This window comes from Flavobacterium sp. CFBP9031 (assembly GCF_034044945.1).
In the GTDB taxonomy this organism is placed as follows: domain Bacteria; phylum Bacteroidota; class Bacteroidia; order Flavobacteriales; family Flavobacteriaceae; genus Flavobacterium.
In genome coordinates, this window is the sequence record NZ_JAXCWF010000002.1 from 439370 (window position 1) to 462755 (window position 23386).

A 23386-nucleotide genomic window follows, 5' to 3' on the forward strand; every position below is an offset into this window, starting at 1 on the left:
GACACTAAGTCTCTAAGCTTTTTAATTCTTAGCATCTTAGAAACTTAGAATCTTAGCCTCTTAAAAAATATTAATTTAATTTAAAACCGAAAATATGTTATTAAAGAAAAGAATACCAATGAAGTACGTTCTCGGGAAAATTAAAGTAGAAATTGTATTGGTATTAGCATATACCATACTATTTGAGATTTTTCATCATTATTTCATCAATCTTCCTGTAGATATCCCGATTGCCATTCCGACCATGATCGGAACCATAATTTCATTACTGTTAGCTTTTAAATCAAATCAGGCTTATGACAGATGGTGGGAAGCACGAATTGTTTGGGGAGCTGTTGTAAACGACTCCAGAACTTTGATTCGTCAGGTTTTAACGTTTTACGAAGATCCAGATTTCTCTGTTGAAGCAAGCGAATTCAAAGAAAATTTTGCTAAAAGACAAATTGCTTGGTGTTACAGTTTAGGTCAGTCGCTTAGAAATAGAGATGCGATAAAACCGATTGAAGGCTTAATTAGCGAAGAAGAAATCAGATACATCAAAAATCATCAAAACGTTCCAAATGCAATTTTGATGCTGCATGCAAGAGATTTACGAACTGCTAAAAACGAAAAGAAAATCAACATGTATCAGCAGGTTGAAATCGATAACACTCTGTCTAGATTATGTGATGAAATGGGGAAATGTGAGCGAATTAAAAATACAATTTTCCCAACAACATACAGTATGTACATTAGATTGACTTTGTGTTTGTTCATTTTCCTATTGCCTTTCGGATTAACGAGCGTTTTAAGCTGGTTTGCAATTCCGTTGATTACTGCTATTGGAGCTGCTTTCTTTTTGATCGAAAGAATGGCGATTCATTTGCAAGATCCGTTTGAAAACAGACCAACAGATACTCCAGTTACCGCAATTGCAAATACAATTGAAAAAAATATTAAACAAATGCTAAACGAATATCAAAGCGAATTTGATATCCTGAAAGAATTTGATTTAAAAGACGAGCCTAAGAAAGTCGAAAAAGACGCTTATTTTGTCTTATAACTAATTAATTTTGGTCTGCTTTTAATTGTTGGCTGGACAGTGTGTAGTTGCGCTGTCCAGTTTTTTTGTAAAAAAAATATTCTTACAGTCTTGTCATTTCGACGGAGGAGAAATCTTCGCAAGAAACTCCGCGAAGTAAATAGATACAGAAATAACCCAAAGTTTTGTCATTTCGACGTAAGGAGAAATCACACTAGAAATTCCATAAAGAAAATCACCAATCTTTGTAGAGCTTCTCGCGAAGATTTCTCCTTACGTCGAAATGACAAAAAATTGGCGATTACAACTGTTTCGCCAATCTCCCCAATGTCTGAATAGCAGTTCTCAACTCATTAGACCAAGGCAATCCAAAACTCAATCGCATGCAATTTGAAAATTGATTCTGAAAGGAAAAAATCCTCCCTGGCGCAATACTAATATTATGTTTAAGCGCTAAATGATAAAAAGCAGCGGTATCGATTTTTTTATCCAATTCTACCCAAAGAAAGAAACCGCCTTGAGGCTGGCTCACTTTTGTTCCCGCTGGAAAAGATTCCAAAACGGTATTGATGTAATTGGTACAATTTCGATTTAAAATCTGTCGAATTTTTCTCAGATGATTCTCATAACGGCCATTTTTCAAGAAATCTCCAACCACTTCATGTGTAATAGTGGTGTTAGAAATAGTATGATATAATTTCGTTCTTAAAACTTCTTTTTTAAATTTTCCTGGCGAAACCCAACCCACTCGATAACCTGGCGCTAAAGTTTTAGAAACAGAACTGCAGCACAAAACAATGCCGCTTTCATCATAAGTTTTGCAATTAGTTGGCCGACTTGTACCAAAGTATAGATCGCCATGAATATCGTCTTCAATTAGCGGAACATTGTAGAAATCCATCAAACGAACAATTTCTTTTTTATGTTCATTTGGCAGCATGCTTCCCGACGGATTACTAAAATTACTCATCAAAACGCAAGCTTTTACCTTATTGGTAGAAAGTGTTTTTTTGACCGCTTCCAATTCGATTCCCGTAGTCATATTGGTAGGAAGTTCCATTACGTATAAGCCTAGAGATCGCGCCAATTGCAGGATTCCAAAATAAACTGGACTTTCTGTAATAATCGTATCTCCCGGCTTTGTCAGTGTTAATAAGCAATCTGAAATAGCAGAAATACATCCTGGAGTAGTTATAATATCCTCTTCAGTTAGAGAGCCGCCCCATGTAAAAGACCATCGTGCAATTTCTTTTCTTAAATTGCTATTTCCTTGAATTTCCTCATAACTCGTTCCGCTGTTTGGTAATTGTCGCATTGCCTGAACCATTCCTTTATTCAGTTTAGCAATCGGAAGTAATTCATTGGACGGAAAACCTAGCGAAAGCATTGTAACATCTTTAGTTCGCATATCACCGTAAACCAAATCGATTAAATCTTCGCGTTCAATGTTTTCTAGGCTTAATTGCGGTTTGCTTGCCGAAGGTTCTGCAATTACGCGAGCAGAAATATTACTCACATAATAGCCAGATTGCGGTCGAGATTCGATAAGAGAACGGCTTTCAATTTCATAATAGGCTTTACTTACGGTACTCATGCTGTAACCCGTTTCGGCGCAGACTTCGCGTATAGAAGGCAGTTTGTCGCCAACGTTTAAAACGCCCGATTTAATCTGTTTCTCGATTCGGTCAGCAAATTGAAGATATAAGTAATTCGAATTTTTCATAAAATAAAAACTGTTATGCTGCAATTTACAAAAACTGTATCTGTATTGCTGTTTTATTTTTAAGAAATTTGCCAAATCAAAACAGAACAATTTCAAAAAGCAAGTTTGTGAAGACAACAAAGTATTATATCGCGGCGATTTCAGCCTTTATTATATGGGGACTTTTTAGTTTGGTCTTAAAGCCAATACATGAATATCCGTCATTAGATATTTTGTTTTTTCGTGTTTTTAGTTGTGCGGGTTTAATGCTTTTAATTGCTTTTTTGTTTAAAAGAAAACAAATAAGAGAAACCGTTCAGATTTTTAAAGCTTTACCAAAATCAGAAAAAAGAAAATCGATTCTTCTGAATATTGGTGGAAGCGCATTTTTAATGGCCAATTGGTTTACTTTTATCTATGTAGTAAATCATGTAAGCGTAAAAGCGGCTTCTCTTGCTTATTTGGTTTGTCCCATTTTAACGACTTTATTGGCTTATTTTATATTGAAAGAAAAACTGCTTAAAACACAATGGCTTTCTGTAGGATTAAGCATTTCAGGATGTATATTGCTTTCTTACAGTGATATAATGGATATGCTGTTCAGTATTATTATTGGTTTAACCTATGCGGCTTATTTAGTAAGTCAGCGTGCCAACAGAGGGTTTGATAAGTTTATTGTTTTAACTTTTCATATAACTTTATCAGCATTATGTTTATTGCCATTTTATCCGAGTTACGGAGGACCAGTTCCAACAGAGTTTAAATTCTATTTCTGTATCGAGACAATTGCAATTTTGTTTACAATTATTCCGCTTTTCCTGAATTTATATGCGCTTTCTGGAATCAACTCTTCAACAGTTGGAATGTTATTAAACATCAATCCGATGATTGCATTTGGTTTGGCGGCCTTCTTTTTCAGAGAAAACATTACACCTTTACAAATTACAGCATATGGTATCATTTTTACCGCAGTGTTAGTTTTTAATTCACATCATATTTTTGCGATTAAGCAAAAAATGACCTCAATATCCAAAGGTTCATAAGGGTTAGTTTTCATATTTTTTATTGGTTTAAAATCGAAAATTATAAGAACCTTAACAGGATGTTTAAACAGGAATGAGTATTTTTCATTCCTGTTTTTTTATGCGATAAGCCGAAAAAAATATTTAGCCACAGATTTTACAGATTAAAAGGATTACAGTCTTTGTGCAAAAAATTGTTGCCACAAATTCCACTAATTTTCGCGAATTAAATTATTTTTAGAATAGAGAATAAAATTGGTGAAAATTAGTGGAATTCGTGGCGAAGAAAGAATCATTTTAATCTGTAAAATCTGTGGCTAAAAAAAAACTATTTCTAAACCGAATACTATTGATATGAAAAATACCAAACTTCAAGCCTTTACTCCGTTGTTTTATTTAGTGTGGTCAGATGATTTATTGACTCAGAAAGAATTTGCAACTTTAAAAGAGTTTATAAATTCCCTAACTGTTTTATCAGAAGAAGAAAAAGAATTTCTGCTTTCTAAACTAGATATTTCGAATCCGCCTTCGCGAAATGAACTCACACAATGGAAATTGGATATTGAAACAAGTATTCAGGACAAATCTTCGATCAAGTCGATTTTTGATATTGCAAAAGCGCTTTCAGGAAACGATTTGGATTTAACGCCAATCGAATCAGATTTCAAAAAACTAGAAAATGATTTAGGAATTTTAGGTGAAGAAGCGCTTCAAAACTTCAAAACAAAAGCAGGTTCTTTTACAGCCAATTCTCATACCGACGCAAGTTTTGATATTCAGAAAATCACTCAAATTTTAGATGGAAAAGAAGCGGCCATAATCAAAAGAGTAAAATCGGTGATTTCAAGACCTGAGTTTGCCTATGAAACTTCGACTGATATTAATGTTTTTAGGCAAACCGTTTACAAATGGTGTAAAATTCTGGCCGATGAAAACCTCGGAAATATGGCGTACCCAAAACAGTATGGAGGAGGAGAAAACATAGCCGATTATTTTGCTATTATGGAAACTTTGAGCTATCATGATTTGAGCTTGGTAATTAAATTTGGTGTTCAGTTTGGACTTTGGGGAATGAGCGTCCAATCGTTAGGAACAGAAAAACATTATGCTAAATATTTAAAAGATATTGGTTCGCTGAAACTTCCAGGTTGTTTTGCCATGACTGAAACACATCACGGATCGAACGTAAAAGGTTTGGAAACTACAGCAACTTACAATCATAACAATCAGACTTTTACCATTCATACACCAAATAAAAACGCTCAAAAAGAATATATCGGAAATGCAGCTGTTCATGGACAAATGGCAACTGTTTTTGCTAAATTAATTATTGACGATCATGATTATGGTGTAAATGCTTTTGTGGTTCCGTTGCGCGATCCAAACGGAAATGTGGTAAATGGAGTAACAATTGGCGATTGTGGTCATAAAATGGGATTAAACGGCGTTGATAACGGAACCATCAGTTTTGATAACGTTGTGATTCCGAAAGAAAATATGTTGGATCGTTTTGCTTCTGTAAATGATAAAGGCGAATTCGAAAGTCCGATTCCGAGTGATAACAGACGATTTTTTACCATGTTAGGAACTTTGGTTGGAGGAAGAATTGGGATTCCACGTTCGGCTTTAGCCGCAGCAAAATCTGGACTGACCATTGCCATTCGCTACAGCGATCAAAGAAGACAATTTGGACCAGAAGGAGGTTCTGAAGTTCCAATTTTAAACTATAGAATGCACCAACGCAGGTTATTGCCACATTTGGCTAAAACGTATGCAGTTCATTTTGCATTGCAATATTTAACCAACAGATTTTTAAATAGAACTGAAGCCGAAATGCAAGAAATTGAAGCTTTAGCAGCGGGAATGAAATCGTATTCTACTTGGAGTACTAGAGATATTCTGCAAGAATGCAGAGAAGCATGCGGAGGAAAAGGTTATTTGTCTGAAAACAGAATTGATGCGCTTAAAAACGATACCGAAATTTACACGACTTTTGAAGGAGATAATACTGTATTGATGCAATTAGTGGCTAAAAACCGTTTAGCCGAATTTAGAAAATCATTTGGAGAAATGGGGTCGTTAGGAATTATTAATTATGTGTATGAAAACGCAAAAACGGCTATTTCAGAGAAAAACCCAATAGCTACACGAAGAACAGACGAGGAGCATTTGTTAGATAGTGAATTTCATCTTCAGGCATTTGTTCACAGAGAGAAAACAATTTTGGCTTCTGCAACGCGACGTATCAAGAAATTAATCGATGGCGGATTAGAACCTTACGATGCATTTAATGTCGTTCAGCACCAAATGATTGATGTAGCTGAAGCCTATTTAGAAAGAATAGTTTTAGAGCAGTTTCAACTTGCCATAAAAGCAGTTGAAGATGAATCGTCAAAAGCCATTTTGACGAAATTGAATCAATTGTATGCTCTTTCGCAAATCGAAAAAAATAAAGCTTGGTATCTGGAAGACGGTTATATGGAAGCAGTTAAAACCAAAGCAGTTCGTAAAATTGTAAATCAGCTTTGTTGGGATATTCGTCCCGATGCTGTGGCTCTTGTAAATGCTTTTGATATTCCAGAAAGCTGTTTAGCGGCGCCGATTGCGCTTTAGATTTTTATATAATTTTAGAGGAGCTTTGTCAAAGTTTTAAGCTTTGATAAAGCTCTTCTTTTATAAATTTATTTATAGGATTGATATTCTGTTTGCTGAATTATTTATAACATAAAAGGATATAATTCCATTTTTGGTTAATTATAACCACTACTAAAATAATTCATTTTTTATATTTTCGCTTTGCTATATTTGTAATTCCTTTATATTAAAATCGCTTTGAAAAAATATTACTTATTTCTATTTCTTATCCTAAACTTTCCTCTTTTTGCATCGGAAAGTACAGATATTATTTTAAAAGAATTAAACAAAGCGATTAAAAACAAACAGCATTACGTAAAGATTAAAGAAGAACGAATTGCGAACTTCAAGAAAATAAAATCTGATAATCTGACGAAAGAGCAGGAGTACAATTATAATAAAACATTGTATTTTGAGTATCAGAAATTAAATTCAGATTCGGCTATTCAATATGTAAAAAAGAACCTCAAGATTGCCGAAGAACTTCAGAATAAAGACCTTTTTAATTTAGCGCAATTGCAATTAGTAACGCTTTATTCTTCTTCTGGAAAATACCGTGAATCTGAAGCAATTTTAAAAAGTATCAACAAGAAGAATCTAGCGCCTTCTTTGATTCCAATTTATTATTTTTCCTATCGCGAGTTTTTCGAGCATTATGCCGCAAACAGTTATAGCCCGGAATACAGAAATCAGATTGGCAAATATCGAGATTCGTTAGTGGGTGTTTTAAATCCGAATACTTTAGAATATCAGATTAACAGAATCCAGCACGACATTTTCAATAAAAAATTTGATGAACCTAAAAAACAATTATTAGCTTTATTAGGAAAAACAAAAGAAGAAAGTCCGCAATATGCAATGATTACTTATTTATTAGGTAAAATTGCAGAAGCTACACATGATTTAGAATCGAGAAAAAAATATTACGCACTTTCTGCCACTTCAGACATTAAAAATGCCAATAAAGACAATGCTTCATTGCAAGAATTGGCATTGGTTTTTTACGAAATTGGCGATGTCGATATGGCTTATAAACTCACACAATCTGCTATTGAAGATGCATTGTACTGCAATGTACAGTTTAGAACTTTATTGATGTCAGAAGTGTATTCTATCATCAATACCGTTTATCAGGAGCGCGAAGCGCAGAGAAAAAGCGAATTGCAGATTTATTTACTCTGCATCAGTTTGCTTTCTCTGTTTTTGATCGTTGCGGTTATTTATGTGTATGTACAGATGAAAAAGGTTTCCAGAATTAAATCGGAACTTTTTGAAACCAGTCAGAAATTGGCAGAATTAAACAAAGATATTACCGAAACAAACAGTCAGCTTCAGGAAAGTAACCTGCAATTGTCTGAATCTAATTTGGTTAAAGAAGAATATATTGCGCATTTCTTCAATCTTTGTTCGACTTATATCAATAAGTTGGAGAATTATCGCATTATTTTAAACAAGAAGGCAACCGCAAAACAATTCGATGAAATTTATAAAATTCTAAAGTCAACTACTTTGGTTGATAATGAGTTAGAAGAATTATACAAGAATTTTGATATTATCTTTCTGAATTTATATCCAACATTCGTTAAAGATTTTAATGCTTTATTGATTCCAGAAGAACAGATTGTTTTAAAACAAAATGAATTGCTAAACACAGAACTTCGAATTTTTGCTTTAATCAGACTTGGAATTACCGACAGTGTTAAAATTGCAGCATTTTTACGTTATTCTTTAAGCACAATTTACAACTACCGCACACGAGCTCGAAATAAGGCTGCAGTTTCGCGAAATGATTTCGAAGAAATGGTCATGAAAATTGGTTCGATGGCTTTGAAAGCATAAATATTTATTTTAAAACCACTACTTTTTTTACTATAGTTTTTGTTTTAAATATTTGTAAATCAGTTTTTTAATTTTTTAAACCACTACTTTTTTCTATCTAAAAATGTAACTTGTACGATAACGTTTTAGTTTTACAATATGATAGAGAAAGTTTTTATAATAGACTTTATAATATTATCTAACTAATGCTTAATTATTACTGTTATGTTAAAAAACGTTAAAACAATTGTTGTTTTACTTTTACTAAGTTCTTTGGGAGCTAATGCCCAAAACAAAGTTCCAGTTTATCTAGACGATAAAAAACCGATTGAAGAGCGTGTAGAAGATGCGCTTAAACGAATGACAACCGATGAGAAAATTGCCATGATTCATGCGCAGTCTAAATTTAGTTCTCCTGGTGTAAAACGTCTTGGAATTCCAGAAAACTGGATGACCGATGGACCACACGGAATTCGTGCAGAGGTAAAATGGGACGAATGGGATCAGGCGGGATGGACAAACGACTCTTGTATTGCTTTTCCAGCGCTAACAGCACTTTCATCAACATGGAACAAAGAATTGGCTTCTTTATATGGTAAATCTATTGGAGAAGAAGCACGTTACCGTAACAAAAACGTATTATTAGGGCCAGGTGTAAACATTTACAGAAGTCCATTAAACGGACGTAACTTCGAGTACATGGGAGAAGATCCGTTTTTAGCTTCAAAAATGGTTGTTCCTTATATTAAGGGAGTTCAGTCCAATGGAGTTGCTGCCTGCGTGAAGCATTTCGCATTAAATAATCAAGAAACCAATCGTAACTCGGTTGACGTAATTGTTGACGATCGTGCATTGTACGAAATTTATCTTCCGGCTTTTAAAGCTGCAGTTCAAGAAGGTGATGTTTGGTCGATTATGGGCGCTTACAATAAATACAAAGGTCAGCAATGCTGCCATAACGAATATTTGTTAAACGATATTCTTCGCGGAGAATGGGGCTTCAAAGGTGTTGTAGTTTCAGACTGGGGTGGTGTTAACGATACTAAACAAGCTATTCACAATGGTTTGGATATGGAATTTGGTTCTTGGACAAATGGTTTGTCTTGGGGAACAAGTAATGCTTATGACAATTATTACTTAGCAAAACCATATTCTGAAATGATCAGGAAAGGAGAAATTGGAACAAAAGAATTAGACGAAAAAGTACGCCGTATTCTACGTTTGTCTTTCTTGACTACAATGGATAGAAATCGTCCTTTCGGATCTTTTGGAACAGAAGAACATGCTATTGCTGGACGCAAAATTGCAGAAGAGGGAATTGTTTTATTGCAAAACAACAATAACATTCTTCCAATCAATCTTTCTAAAACCAAAAAGATTGCTGTAATTGGAGAAAATGCTATCAAAATGATGACTGTAGGTGGAGGAAGTTCTTCGCTTAAAGCAAGATACGAAATCACTCCGCTAGAAGGTTTAAAGAAAAGAATCGGAAATCAAGCTGAAATTGTATACGCAAGAGGTTATGTGGGAGATCCTACAAGTAACTATAACGGAGTTGTTGCTAAAGTAAGTTTAGAAGACAAACGTTCTCCAGCAGAATTGACTGCAGAAGCTTTAAAAGTAGCTAAAGATGCAGATATTGTTCTTTTCATTGGTGGATTAAACAAAAGTCCAAATCAAGATGACGAAGGACATGATCGTAATGAATTGAATTTATCTTATGGTCAGGATAAATTAATTAGCGATTTAGCGAAAGTTAACAAGAATATTGTTTTCGTAAATATTTCTGGAAATGCAATTGCAATGCCTTGGATTAAAGAAGTTCCAGGAATTGTTCAGGGATGGTTTTTAGGAACTGAGGCAGGAAATGCTTTAGCAAATGTTTTGGTTGGAGATGTGAATCCGTCAGGAAAATTATCTTTTACTTTCCCAGTAAAATTAGCAGATAATGGAGCTCACGCTTTAGGCGAATTCCCAGGAGGCGATTCAGTAAAATATAATGAAGGAATTTTTGTAGGTTACCGTTGGGCAGATAAAAACAAAATCAAACCATTGTTCTCTTTTGGACACGGTTTAAGCTACACGACTTTTGCTTACGGAAAAGTAACAGCAGATAAAAAACAAATGAACGCTGGAGATAAAATTACATTCTCAGTTAATGTTAAAAACACAGGAAGCAGAGAAGGTTCTGAAGTAGTGCAATTGTACATCACAGATGTGAAATCTTCATTGCCACGTCCAGTAAAAGAATTAAAAGGTTTTGAGAAAGTAGCTCTTAAAGCTGGAGAAGAAAAAACAGTAACGTTTACAATTGATAAAACGGCTTTAAGTTTCTTTGACGATAAAAAACATGACTGGGTTGCAGAACCTGGTGATTTCGAAGCGATTATTGGCGCTTCATCTACAGATATAAAATCTAAAGTGAATTTCTCACTTAAATAAGTTTTTTTATTTCTAAAAATTGGTTGGTTTGTAAAGCTGCAAGTGTAAAAATTTGCAGCTTTGCTTTTGTCTTAAAAAAGTTAAAAGTAAAACGTTAGAAGTTTTGCTTTTTATTAATAAAGAATCAAATTATAATGAAACGAATACTACTATTTACGATTGGATTTGTTCTATTTCAAAACCTTTCGGCTCAAAGTCTGAATAAAATGCAATGGTTTAATGAACCTGAAAAATGGGAAATTAAAAACAATACTTTGATTATGAATGTGACAGCAAACAGCGATTATTGGAGAATCTCGCACTACGGATTCACAGTTGATGATGCACCTTTTTATTATGCTAATTATGGGGGCGAATTTGAAGCAAAAGTAAAATTGACTGGAAACTACATTGCGCGTTTTGACCAAATGGGATTAATGATTCGCATTGACGAAAAAAATTATATTAAAACAGGAGTAGAGTTTGTTGACGGAAAATTTAATGTAAGTACCGTTGTAACACATGATAAAAGTGATTGGAGCGTAACAACTTTAGAAAAAGTGCCTCCTTTTATTTGGATTAAAGCCGTGCGACGATTAGATGCTGTCGAAATATTCTATTCTTTTGATGATAAAAATTATATCTTGACTAGAAATGCGCCTTTGCAAGACAACACGCCAGTTATGGTTGGTTTAATGGCCGCTTCTCCAGACGGAAAAGGTTTTGAAGCCAAATTTGAGAACTTTACGGTAAAACATTTACCAGATCAGAGAAGAGCGGAATGGCTGAAAAACCACCAGTAGATTAAATTTCAATTTAAAAATTCCAAATTCCAAACTTAATTTTTGAATTTTAAGATTGCAGAAAATCTAAATTCTGCTATCTACAATTAAAACCTAACCTAACTTAAACCAAAAAACAAATGAGTTCAATTTCATCTGATATTAAACCAAAAAAACATTACGAAATTCTTGATGGACTTCGTGGAGTGGCGGCTATTTTAGTAGTTGCTTTTCATATTTTTGAAGCTTTCGCAGGCGGAAATCGTTTTGTACAAATTATAAATCACGGATATCTTGCTGTTGATTTCTTTTTCCTTTTATCTGGATTTGTTGTCGCATATGCGTATGATGATCGTTGGGGGAAAATGGGACAATGGGAGTTTTACAAACGCCGATTAATCCGTTTACAGCCCATGGTAATTCTTGGAATGATCATTGGAGCCATATTCTATTATTTTCAAGCTTCAGATATATTGTTTCCAATGATTGGAGGTATGGAAGTTTGGAAAGTTATTTTGACAATGGTAATAGGGTTTACATTATTGCCAATTCCGCCTTCATTAGAAATTAGAGGTTGGGGAGAAATGCATCCTTTAAATGGTCCGGCATGGTCGCTTTTTTTCGAATATATTGCAAACATCTTGTACGCCTTAATCTTTCGTAAATTTTCGAATAAAGTAATGTCAGTTTTTGTATTGATATTTGCCGGACTGTTAATTAATTATACTGTTTTTGGACCCAAAGGAGATGTAATCGGCGGCTGGTCATTGAATTGGGAACAAATGAATGTTGGTTTCACAAGATTACTTTATCCATTTTTTGCTGGAGTTTTATTATGCCGTTTAGGAAAATTAATTCATATTAAAAATGCTTTTTGGGTTTGCAGTATTTTAATCACAATTGTTTTAGCATTGCCAAGATTGGGAGACGAAAATAGTCTTTGGATCAACGGTTTATACGAATCTTTCTGCATCATTGTAATGTTTCCAATTATTGTAGCAATCGGAGCAGGAGGAGAGATCAAAAATGAATTCTCACTTAAGATTTGTAAACTTCTTGGAGATATTTCATACCCAATTTATATTACGCATTATCCATTAATTTATTGGTTTACAGCTTGGGTTGTAGATAATAAAGTTTCGATGGAAAATGGCTATTTGGAAGGAATCGGCGTATTAATCGTAAGTATCATTCTAGCTTTTGTATGTTTAAAATTATACGATGAGCCAGTTAGAAATTGGCTTGTAAATAAGTTTCAAAAGAAAAAGCCAATCGAGGCATAATGAGTTTTTTTAGAGTTTGTAATTTTTGTTAGTTGCAAATGTAGAAAGGGATAAAACGATTTGTTTTATCCCTTTTTTATTGATGATTGAAATGAAAGAATCAATTATTGTAACTCATAAAAACTCCTTTTTCCGATTTTAATCTTTGTTTCTTTTCGTAACTGAATTAATTTAAATGGATCGATAATTTTTTCATTATTAATCTGAACCGCACCACTTTCAATCAATCTTCTGTTTGCTGATTTTGTAATATCATTTTTTATAAAGGCACAAAGGTCAATTAATGCAATTTCATTGGTTTTGCTTTCTAAAGAAGAAATGGAAACAGGAACAAATGATTTGGTTTCCGCATTTTTACTTTGAAATTGATTAATAAAAAATTGTTCTGCTTGTTCCGCTTCCGTTTGATTATGGTATTGGCAAATGATATTTTTGGCAATCAGTTTTTTAATATTCATCGGATTTTCATCCTCTAATCTTTTCTTGATTTTTTCTTTTTCTTCAAATGAAAAATCGGTTGTCAATTCTAAAAATTCAAGAATAAGAGCGTCAGGAATCGACATGGTTTTGCCAAACATTTCATTCGGTTCATCAATCAATCCGATTGTATTATGAAGCGATTTACTCATTTTTTCTTTTCCATCCAATCCTTTCAGTAAAGGCATACACATCACAATTTGTCCTGAAAGTTTAAAACTCTCCTGCAATTGCCTTCCCATTGTACAGTTGAACAATTGATCTGTTCCGCCCATTTCGATATCAGCATTAATTTTAACCGAATCAAAACCTTGTAAAATTGGGTAAACCAGTTCGTGCATGGCAATTGGGGTGTTTTCTGTAAATCGTTTATTAAAATCATTTCTATGCATCAATTGAGCGACCGTCACATTGGACATGATCTGAATCACTTCAGAAAAAGAAAGTTCATCGAGCCATTCTGAATTAAAAACAATTTTAGCTTTTTCAATATTAATAATTTTAGATAATTGCGAAATGTAGGTTTCTGCATTATGCTGAACTTCTTCAATGCTAAGAGGTTTTCGACTTTTATTTTTTCCCGTCGGATCACCAATTCTTGCGGTAAAACTTCCCACAACGATTACGATTTGATGCCCTAAATCTTGAAATTGTTTCAACTTTTTCAAGACAACTGCATGTCCCAAATGCAAATCTGGAGCAGTTGGGTCAAAACCTAGTTTGATAATTAGTTTTCTGTTTTCTTTTTCAGCCTGATTGATTTTTTCTTCTAAGCCATTTTCGGGAAGAAAGATGGCGGCATTTTGTTTTAATTTTTCAATTGTTTCCATTTTTTGAAAATAAAAAAGCCCGGACGCAATGCCCGGGCTTTAAGGTTTATATAATTTATCTATTTAATTTATAGTCGTGAATACGTTGAATTATATGCATAGCCTATCCGAGCAGATATTATTGCATAATAATAAGTGCTGAAAAAAGGAAGGCGTAATATGCTGTTCAAGAATTTCATATCGATTGCAAAGATAAATTTTATGTATTAAAATGGCATCATATTTTATCATTTTAAACAAAATAGGATTAAATACTTGAAATGGATAAGTCTCAGCAGAGAAAGAAAAGATAAATTATTATATTTATCCCTTAATATTTTAGAAAATAAAAAAGGTTCAAAGGAAAAACTTTGTCCCTTTGAACCTTTGTAACTTTGTATCTTAAAAAAATTATTCTAAAACCAATTGGCTTAGAGCTTCTTTAGTAAAGCCTTTTAATTCTTCAGTTTTTCCTGCTTTGATTTTAGCAACCCAATTCGGATCTGATAAAAGAGGTCTTCCAACGGCAACCAAATCAAAATCGCCTCTGTCGAAACGTCTGTTTAATTCTTCTAAAGAAGTCGGTTGCGAACTTTCTCCTGCAAATGCACCAAAGAAATCACCAGAAAGTCCAACAGAACCTACTGTAATAGTTGGCGCTCCAGTTACTTTTTTAGCCCATCCAGCAAAGTTTAAATCAGAACCTTCAAATTCAGGTTCCCAGAAACGACGTTGCGAAGCGTGAATGATATCAACACCAGCATCAACAAGAGGAGTAAGCCAAGCTTCTAATTCCTGTGGATTCTTAGCCAGTTTATAATTATAATCAGAAGGTTTAAATTGAGAAAAACGCATAATCACAGCAAAGTCGTTTCCAACTTGCTTTCTCACTTCTTTTACCACTTCAATAGCAAAACGGTTACGCTCAGGAAGTGTTTTTCCTCCATAAATATCTTCACGCAAGTTGGTTTCAGCTCTAAAGAATTGGTCAATTAAATAACCGTGTGCACCGTGAATTTCAACAGTGTCAAAGCCTAATCTTTTCGCATCAGCAGCAGCTTTTCCAAAAGCAAGAATAGTATCTTCAATATCTTTTTCAGTCATGGCAACACCATTTCTAAAGTCAGGACGGTTTAATCCAGACGGACCTTCAAAAGGAACTGGCGGAACCCATCCAGAATGGTGGTTGTCCATAATTCCCATGTGCCAAATTTGCGGACCCATTTTTCCACCCGCAGAGTGAACTTCGTTAATCACTTTTTTCCATCCGTTTAAAGCTAAATCGCCATAAAAGTGAGGAACATTCGCATCATTAGAAGAAGATTTTCTGTCAATAACAGTTCCTTCAGATAAAATTAAACCAACTTCGCCTTCAGCTCTTTTTTGGTAGTAAGCTGCGACTTCATCAGTTGGAACTCCGTTAGGAGAAAAAGAGCGCGTCATTGGCGCCATTACGATTCGGTTTTTCAGATTTAACGATTTTAGATTAAATTCTGAAAATAGGTTGTTTGTACTCATAGTAATTTTACAAATTAGATTGAATTAATTTACTGAGTGCTTCAAAGGCACCTTCGTTACGTTTATAATAAGTCCATTGTCCAACACGTTTGGCTTCAATAAAACCAGCGCGCTGTAAAATAGACAGGTATTCGGATACTGTGGATTGTGTCAAACCAGCTTTGGCCTGAATCTGCCCAACGCAGACACCATGCTCAAATCCGGCATGCTCAAGCTGTCCCGGAAAGTTAATTTCGGGCTCTTTTAACCATTCCAGCATTTGTAGTCTGGATTTGTTCGATAATGCTTTAAAAATTTCTATCGTTTCCATGGTGCAAATATATCGACTTTTCCCGATATATGGATTTAAAGAAAAATATTTAGGATAATTTTATGATTGGGAGCAGAATGGTAGGGAAGAACTATGCAAGGTTTGATAAAAAAATTATATTTGCTTTTCAGATAATGACGCAAACAATTTTACGTCATTTCTGTCATTCTGAGGAACGAAGAATCACACCAGAAACTCTACAAAGATTGGAGATTTTACATGTGGAATATCTAGTGTGATTCTTCGTTCCTCAGAATGACAAGTCAAATCGATAAAATGCCCCAAAACAAATAAAACTTAATCTATTATGAAAAAAACTTTACTTATCGTAGCGTTCTTGTGTTGTGTAATTACCAATTCTAAAGCTCAAGTTGTAGGTGTAGATATTGGAGATATTGCTCCAGAAATTGATCTTCCAGATACAAAAGGAGAGAAAGTTGCACTTTCTTCTTTAAGAGGAACTTTAGTTTTAATAGACTTTTGGGCTTCTTGGTGCGGACCTTGTATTAAAGAGCAGCCTCTATTAATAAAATTACACAATGCGTATCCAGACAAACTATCAATTTACGGAGTTTCTATGGATACCAAAAAGCCATTATGGATAGGAGCAATCGCAAAAGCAAAACTGCCTTGGACAAATGTGAGTGATTTAAAATACTGGCAATCTCCGGTTATTGGAGATTATATGTTGCAATCTATTCCATTGAATTTTTTAATTGATAAAAACGGAATTATTTTAGCAAAAAATATTCACGGACAGGCTTTAGAAGATAAAATTAGAGAGCTTTTAGAAGTACAATAGTTTTCCTTAACCTCAAAGTATTTCATCTAAAAGATTTTCTCTCGCAGATTTGGCAGATTGAGCAGATTTAATTTTTTTAAAGTAGCAGAAAAAATCTCCATAATCTGCCAAATCTGCGAGAGAAATAAAATTTAGCGTGTGTAGTTAAAAACATAAAAGCCCAATATCGATTGGGCTTTTAATTTTTAATTCTTTTTCTAAGACTCTTTAATCACTTTTTTTACACCTCCAAAACTCGTTTTCAGCATTTCTCTTATCTGAAACTGCGTTTTGTTTCCCGATGCGCTTTTCCAATCTTTGAGATCAAAAATGTGAATTTGATCTGCGTAAGGATTTGTTAAGAATGAAATTCGTGAAATGGTATATTTATAGTATTTCAGTTCGTGAGAAACATGTCGATTGGGAACCACAATTAATATATTTTCCCAGTTCAAAAAGTCCTTCGGAACGTCTTTTCTTTCTAATAATCCTAAAGATTCAAAAAAAGCCACAATCTTTTGATCATTAAGTTTGTTAATCTTATGATCAAGGTTTTTGAAAGTCGTTTGGAGTCTATTTTCATTCATAATAGTACTCATAGTAGAATTGCTTTTTAAGATTTCAATATAAAATTACATTAAAAGAAAATCATTTTTGAATCTGAAGCCATTAGATTCATTCTAAATTTTAAAAGCCTATTCTAGAAACATTTGTTATGAATGAGTTATCATATTTTGATAAAATACTATTAATGTTTCTTCTCTAAAAACTTTATTTTTATCGCTATTTGATTTTACTAACAAACCAAACTTATGAAAACCACTTTTGTTCAAAAAACAATTCTCTGTTTTTTTCTTGTCTGTTCATTCCATTTATTGGCTCAAAATAAATCGGGGAGAGCGCTTGTTTTAATCGATAAAGATTGGAGCTTTTCATTTGGTCATCAATACGATACCAAAAAAGATTTCGGTCACGCCGAAGGTTATTTTTCGTATTTAACCAAAACCGGCTTTGGTGATGGACCAGCGGCTTCTGGATTTGATGATCGCGCTTGGAGAAAAATGGATTTGCCGCATGACTGGGCAGTTGAACAGCCTTTTAGTGAAACCGCAAGTTTCAGTCACGGATTCAAATCAGCAGGCAAAAATTTCCCAGAGAAAAGTATTGGCTGGTACAGAAAAAAGATAAATATTCCGAATGAAGATTTAGGGAAAATTATTTCTCTAAAATTTGATGGCGTTTTTAGAAATTCAAAAGTCTTTTTCAACGGATTTTATTTAGGAACCGAAGAAAGTGGTTATAATGGTTTTGAATATGATGTATCGGCTTATGTTAATTATGGAGGCGAAAATACAATTGTAGTGCGTGTAGATGCTTCTATGGAAGAAGGCTGGTTTTATGAAGGTGCTGGAATTTATAGACATGTTTATTTACAAAAAACGAATCCGATTCACATAATTCAAAATGGAACTTATGTTACTTCTGAATTGGTAGGAAATGATGCTGCAGTTACGGCAGATGTAAAAATTAAAAACAACGGAAAGTTTAAAGGTTCGATAGAAGTTGTTCAAACCATTTTAAATAATAAAAACAAGCAGGTTGCAATTTCTTCTGAAAATGTATTGGCGCCAGAATTTTATCAAACTATAAATTATAGTTCAAAATTACGAGTAGAAAATCCGCTTTTGTGGGATATTGATTCTCCTAATTTATACCAGCTAATTACTGAAATAAAAAAGGATGGAGAAGTAATTGACAGCTATAAAACCTCTTTTGGGATTAGAACAATTGAATTTAATCCAGAAAAAGGTTTTTTCCTTAACGGAAAACATGTAAAACTGAAAGGAACAAACAACCATCAGGATCACGCGGGAATTGGAACAGCACTTCCAGATGAAATTCAGTATTATAGAATTGCAAAACTGAAAGAAATGGGTTCAAATGCTTATCGCTGTTCGCATCATCCGCCAACGCCTGAATTGCTGGATGCTTGCGATAAATTAGGAATGCTGGTTATTGACGAAACCCGTTTAATGGGAATCAATGAGTATCATTTGAATGATTTACAGCGAATGATGGAACGAGATCGTAATCATCCGAGTATTTTCTGCTGGTCAGTTGGAAATGAAGAATGGCAGATTGAGGGCGGAATTACGGGTGAAAGAATTACCAATATCATGCAGGATTTTAGTAAAAGCATCGATCGGACGAGACCTGTAACAGTAGGAATCAGCAGTGGATTTAAAAGCGGAATCTCTTCTGTTGTCGAAATTATGGGGTATAATTATCTCGGAAACGGAGATATTGATGCGCATAGAAATCAGTTTAAACAACAGCCAGGAATGGGAACCGAGGAAGGTTCGACTTTTGCAACCCGAGGCATTTATTTTACAGATGATGCCAAACATTATCAAAGCGCTTACGATAAAAAACCTCGACCAACTTTTTATAGTATAGAAGAAGGCTGGAAGTTTTATGCTGAACGACCTTATTTGGCAGGAATGTTTATCTGGACAGGTTTTGATTACCGCGGGGAGCCAACGCCGTATGGTTGGCCGTCTGTAACGTCTTATTTCGGAATGATGGATGTTTGCGGTTTCCCGAAAGACAATGTTTTCTACTTAAAATCTTGGTGGAGAAAAGAACCCGTTTTGCATGTATTGCCACATTGGAATTGGAGTGGAATGGAAGGCAAAGAAATTGATGTTTGGGCATATTCGAATTGTGATGAAGTGGAGCTTTTCCTTAACAAAAAGAGCTTGGGGAAAAAGAAAATGGAGCAAAATAGCCATTTGGAATGGAAAGTAAAGTATACTCCAGGAACTTTGAAGGCTGTTGGTTATAAAAACGGAAAAAAAGTACTTTCTGATGTTCAGAAAACTATTGGAAGAGCAGAAAATATCAAACTTTCCTTGGATAAAGAAAATGTATTGAAAGGAAATGTTTCTGTTTTAACGGTGGAAACCACAGATAAAAACGGTTTGCACATTCCGACAGCAAACGATGAAATTATGTTTGCTATTAAAGGCGGAAAAATTTTAGGAGTAGGAAACGGAGATCCAACTTCGCAAGAAAGCGATCAATTTATTGATAATATTGCTTTGGTTGCTATAAGTAATTTTATGGAACAAAAAGCAACAACTGCCTCTCTGCCTCAGGAATTGTCTAATTATTCAGAAAAAGAGTGGACAGAAGCTTTTAAAGACCGCGATTACAAAAAACAAGCGTCGTCGTATATTTATAAAGGAGAATTTGATTTAAAAAACAACTCCGCTTCGAATGTTGTGAGTTTCTTTTACAAAAAAATAGGAGTTGAAACAGTGGTTTTCGTCAATGGAAATAAAGTTGAACCAAGTAAAGATGATTCTCAAAAATATGTTTTGAATTCGGCTATTTTAAAAGAAGGAAAAAACACGATTCACATTGCAGCAACGCCTTTGCAAAAAGTAAAAGACTGGGATGTTATGAATACCGATCCAGGAATTATTCAAGTAATAACGCCAGCAGAACCTTGGAAAAGAAAGCTGTTTAATGGTTATGCGCAAATCATCATCCAGAAAGATGAAAATGCAAAAGAAGTGGTTTTATCTGCTTCTGGGAAAGGATTAAAGAATGGTGTGATTGTAGTGAAGTAGTTTTTTTAACCGCAAAGATCGCAAAGAATTACGCAAGGTTCACAAAGTTTTTTCTCAATTTATGTCTTCCTGAGTGAAGTCGAAGGATACGTAAGTGACTCGACATGCAATATAAAATGCGCATATCCTTCGACTTCGCTCAGGAGGACAAATCTGAATTTCTAAATTTAACTGCAAATTCATTTGCAAACCTTTGCGTAATTCTTAGCGAACTTTGCGGTTTAAAACTTGAAACTTTAAACCTGAAACAAAAAATATTGTTTGATTTTCATAACTTTGCAAAATGAATAATCAATCAGAAACACAGAATTGCGATTTCACTTCAGATTTGAAGATGAAAGGTTTTAAAGTTTATCCTATAAATGGAGATTTCAGTAAAGTTCCCGTTTACAGCCGAAGAGACTTTTATAAAATCTGTATTAATACTAGTAAAAGTATCATACAATACGCTGACCGCGGAATAGAAACTGACGGGACGATTCTGTTTTTTGGTAATCCGATTATTCCATATTCTTGGGAAACTATTTCTGAGAAATTCGAAGGTTATGCCTGCGTTTTTACCGAAGAATTTTTTAAAACCAAAGACCGTTCTGAAACCCTTCAGGAATCGCCTTTATTTAAAATAGGAGGAACTCCAATTTTTACGTTAACTCTTGAACAAAAGGTGTTTATCGATTCCTTGTTCCAAAAAATGATCGAAGAATACGAAACCGATTATGCCTTCAAAGACGATTTAATGCGCAGTTATGTCAATTTGATTATTCATGAATCAATGAAAATGCAGCCTTCGGAGAACTTCTTTAAACATAAAAATGCTTCTTCGAGAATTACTTCTTTGTTTTTAGAATTATTAGAAAGACAATTTCCCATAGAAACCAAAGATCAACCTTTAGCTTTAAAAACACCTCAAGATTACGCACAGAGCCTTTCTGTTCACGTCAATCATTTAAATCGTTCGGTAAAAGAAGTTACAGGAAAACCAACCACGGCACACATAACAGAAAGAGTTGTCAATGAAGCAAAAGCTTTATTGCAGCACACAGACTGGAGTATTTCTGATATTGGTTATTCGCTTGGATTTGAATATCCGAGTTATTTCAATAATTATTTTAAAAGACTTACAGGAACGGTTCCGAAATCGCTTCGAATGTAAATTGTTTCAATTTCTTAATTTTTTGTTTGAATATTGTTATTTCGGCATTGTAGTATTGTACTACATTTGCCCTGAAATAAACAACGAATCTTTGTATCAGTTTTTTTAATGACTAAATAACACTTCACAAAAGCATGCTCCGCTTTGCATTTAGTTTTAAATTTTGATAATAGAAAAATATAAAATTTTTAAAGTATTAATTAAAATCAAAATCTCCTTCTATCAAGAGATTCGATGTACTGATTATTTCATTCAAATAAGCTTATAAGAATTTAAAAATTAATTATTAACCTAAAAACAACGAAATTATGTCGACACATTTCACTGCCGTAACCGAAGAAGGTAAAATTCCAAATACTTATATGACAGGCGAAGTGTCATATAAAAAGCAGACAAGCGAAATTCATCCTCAAAATACTGTTATCAAAGATATTTCTTTTGAACCCGGAGCGAGAAGCAATTGGCACAGTAACGCTAGTCTGCAGTTGATCATTGTAACAGATGGAGTTGGCTATTACCAAGAAAGAGGCGGACAAATTAATCTTATCGAAAAAGGGAAAGTAATCACGGTTTTACCTGGAATTGAGCATTGGTACGGAGCAACACCAACGACAAAATATTCTCATATTACCATTGTAACAGAAATAGACAAAGGTCATGGAACTTGGCTGGAAAGTGTTACTGATGAAGAATATTATTCTTTTGAAAGATGCTAAGTTGCTAAGGTTCTGAGATTCTAAGTTTTGCGCAGATTTTACTGATTTATAACACATTATATTTTTTGATTAGATAAAAATAATCGAAATTTATATAACTATTTGTGAATCAATATGATTTGGTAGACTCTCTATGCCTTTTTTCAACAGTTTTAAAACATGAAACCTGAAACATGAAACCTGAAACTTTAAACTTTAAACTTGAAACAAAAAACAACAAATAAATTATGGAAACAAAAAACATTAAAGCCTTTGGTACCGAAGCTGCCGAAGCACCGTTAAAGACCCTAGATATTAAAAGAAGAGCAGTACAGGCACACGACGTAGAAATCGAAATTTTATATTGCGGAATCTGTCACTCCGATTTACACTCAGCTAGAAATGAATGGCATGGTACAATTTATCCGATTGTTCCTGGACATGAAATTGTAGGTCGTGTAACAAAAGTTGGAGATCATGTAAAAGGTTTCAAAATTGGAGATTTAGCGGGAGTGGGCTGTATGGTTGATTCTTGCCGAGAATGTGAGCACTGCAAAAATGATTTAGAGCAATTTTGTGATGAAGGAAATATCCAAACATTTAATTCGCCTGACAAACACTTAGGAGGACAAACTTATGGAGGTTACTCTCAAAGTATTGTAGTTGATGAAAACTTTGTACTGCATATTTCAGATAAATTAGAACTTTCTGCTGTTGCACCATTATTGTGTGCAGGAATTACAACTTATTCACCATTAAAACATTGGAAAGTTGGTCCTGGTCAAAAAGTTGGAATTGTAGGTATTGGCGGTCTTGGCCATATGGGAATAAAAATAGCGAAGGCTATGGGAGCTCACGTTGTGGTTTTTACTACATCTTTATCTAAAACAGAAGACGCAAAACGCCTTGGAGCAGATGAGGTTGTATTGTCTACAGATGAAGCGCAGATGGCAGCACACGCTAGAAGTTTAAACTTCATTTTAGACTGCGTTTCTGCTGAACACAGTATTGATTCGTATTTAAATTTATTGAAAGTAGACGGAACATTAACTTTAGTTGGAGCGCCAATGGATCCGCTTCCTGTAACTTCTTTCAGCTTGATTTTAGGAAGAAGAAGTTTCTCAGGATCTCTAATAGGAGGAATCGCTGAAACTCAGGAAATGTTAGACTTCTGTGCCGAACATAATATCACATCAGACGTAGAAGTAATCGGTGTGAATGATGTTAATGATGCCTACGAAAGATTACTAAAAGGAGATGTTAAATACCGTTTTGTAATTGATATGGAGTCACTTAAATAAGATACTAAGTTGCTAAGGTTCTAA

At 34.2% G+C, this 23386-nt stretch carries 17 protein-coding genes; 12 read left to right on the forward strand and 5 right to left on the reverse strand.

Going from position 1 to position 23386, the window contains the following annotated elements; translation table 11 throughout:
- Positions 1 to 94: 94 nt before the first annotated feature.
- Complete coding sequence (locus SOM12_RS05445; protein ID WP_095927631.1) at positions 95 to 1042, forward strand: bestrophin family protein; 948 nt, start codon at positions 95 to 97, stop codon at positions 1040 to 1042.
- Between the two features lie 280 nt (positions 1043 to 1322).
- On the opposite strand, the gene SOM12_RS05450 is transcribed toward SOM12_RS05445, so the two are convergent.
- Positions 1323 to 2744, reverse strand: coding sequence for a PLP-dependent aminotransferase family protein (locus SOM12_RS05450; protein WP_320492686.1), 1422 nt, complete (start codon positions 2742 to 2744; stop codon positions 1323 to 1325).
- Between the two features lie 107 nt (positions 2745 to 2851).
- Between SOM12_RS05450 and SOM12_RS05455 the strand changes: the two genes are divergently transcribed.
- From SOM12_RS05455 to SOM12_RS05480, 6 genes are all read left to right on the forward strand, one after another.
- On the forward strand, positions 2852 to 3766 hold the full coding sequence (locus SOM12_RS05455; protein ID WP_320492687.1) for an EamA family transporter: 915 nt from the start codon (positions 2852 to 2854) through the stop codon (positions 3764 to 3766).
- 333 nt (positions 3767 to 4099) lie between these two features.
- Positions 4100 to 6358: an acyl-CoA dehydrogenase gene (locus SOM12_RS05460; RefSeq protein WP_320492688.1), complete on the forward strand. Its 2259-nt coding sequence runs from the start codon at positions 4100 to 4102 to the stop codon at positions 6356 to 6358.
- A gap of 219 nt (positions 6359 to 6577) precedes the next feature.
- Positions 6578 to 8218, forward strand: coding sequence for a DUF6377 domain-containing protein (locus SOM12_RS05465; RefSeq protein ID WP_095927630.1), 1641 nt, complete (start codon positions 6578 to 6580; stop codon positions 8216 to 8218).
- A 204-nt stretch (positions 8219 to 8422) separates the two neighbouring features.
- Positions 8423 to 10639: a glycoside hydrolase family 3 C-terminal domain-containing protein gene (locus SOM12_RS05470; protein WP_095927629.1), complete on the forward strand. Its 2217-nt coding sequence runs from the start codon at positions 8423 to 8425 to the stop codon at positions 10637 to 10639.
- A 134-nt stretch (positions 10640 to 10773) separates the two neighbouring features.
- Positions 10774 to 11421, forward strand: coding sequence for a DUF1349 domain-containing protein (locus SOM12_RS05475; protein ID WP_095927628.1), 648 nt, complete (start codon positions 10774 to 10776; stop codon positions 11419 to 11421).
- 119 nt (positions 11422 to 11540) lie between these two features.
- The gene (locus tag SOM12_RS05480) at positions 11541 to 12683 is read left to right on the forward strand and encodes an acyltransferase family protein (RefSeq protein WP_095927627.1); all 1143 of its coding nucleotides are present in this window, start codon (positions 11541 to 11543) and stop codon (positions 12681 to 12683) included.
- Between the two features lie 104 nt (positions 12684 to 12787).
- Here SOM12_RS05480 and tyrS read toward each other — a convergent pair whose 3' ends face one another.
- The 3 genes from tyrS to SOM12_RS05495 form a co-directional block, all read right to left on the reverse strand.
- Positions 12788 to 13990 (reverse strand): tyrosine--tRNA ligase, encoded by a 1203-nt coding sequence (gene tyrS / locus SOM12_RS05485; RefSeq protein ID WP_320492689.1) that lies wholly within the window; start codon positions 13988 to 13990, stop codon positions 12788 to 12790.
- Between the two features lie 390 nt (positions 13991 to 14380).
- Positions 14381 to 15487, reverse strand: coding sequence for an NADH:flavin oxidoreductase (locus SOM12_RS05490; protein ID WP_320492690.1), 1107 nt, complete (start codon positions 15485 to 15487; stop codon positions 14381 to 14383).
- Between the two features lie 7 nt (positions 15488 to 15494).
- Positions 15495 to 15797, reverse strand: a complete 303-nt coding sequence (locus tag SOM12_RS05495) for an ArsR/SmtB family transcription factor (RefSeq protein ID WP_091496855.1) — start codon at positions 15795 to 15797, stop codon at positions 15495 to 15497.
- Positions 15798 to 16104: 307 nt separating this feature from the next.
- Here SOM12_RS05495 and SOM12_RS05500 point away from each other — a divergent pair, with 307 nt between their 5' ends.
- On the forward strand, positions 16105 to 16599 hold the full coding sequence (locus SOM12_RS05500; protein ID WP_320492691.1) for a TlpA disulfide reductase family protein: 495 nt from the start codon (positions 16105 to 16107) through the stop codon (positions 16597 to 16599).
- A 197-nt stretch (positions 16600 to 16796) separates the two neighbouring features.
- Here the strand turns inward: SOM12_RS05500 and SOM12_RS05505 are convergent, their stop codons facing one another.
- A complete protein-coding gene (locus SOM12_RS05505; RefSeq protein WP_095927623.1) occupies positions 16797 to 17177 on the reverse strand; it encodes a hypothetical protein in 381 nt (126 codons plus the stop codon).
- Between the two features lie 213 nt (positions 17178 to 17390).
- Between SOM12_RS05505 and galA the strand changes: the two genes are divergently transcribed.
- The 4 genes from galA to SOM12_RS05525 all read left to right on the forward strand — a co-directional run bounded on the left by galA (position 17391) and on the right by SOM12_RS05525 (position 23362).
- Positions 17391 to 20213 carry a beta-galactosidase GalA gene (gene galA / locus SOM12_RS05510; protein WP_320492692.1) on the forward strand — a complete coding sequence of 941 codons (2823 nt, stop codon included), beginning with the start codon at positions 17391 to 17393 and terminating at the stop codon, positions 20211 to 20213.
- Between the two features lie 283 nt (positions 20214 to 20496).
- A complete protein-coding gene (locus SOM12_RS05515; RefSeq protein ID WP_095927620.1) occupies positions 20497 to 21366 on the forward strand; it encodes a helix-turn-helix domain-containing protein in 870 nt (289 codons plus the stop codon).
- Between the two features lie 308 nt (positions 21367 to 21674).
- Entirely contained in the window at positions 21675 to 22082 is a 408-nt protein-coding gene (locus SOM12_RS05520) for a cupin domain-containing protein (RefSeq protein WP_320492693.1), read from the forward strand.
- A 227-nt stretch (positions 22083 to 22309) separates the two neighbouring features.
- Complete coding sequence (locus SOM12_RS05525) at positions 22310 to 23362, forward strand: NAD(P)-dependent alcohol dehydrogenase (protein ID WP_320492694.1); 1053 nt, start codon at positions 22310 to 22312, stop codon at positions 23360 to 23362.
- Positions 23363 to 23386: the final 24 nt, after the last annotated feature.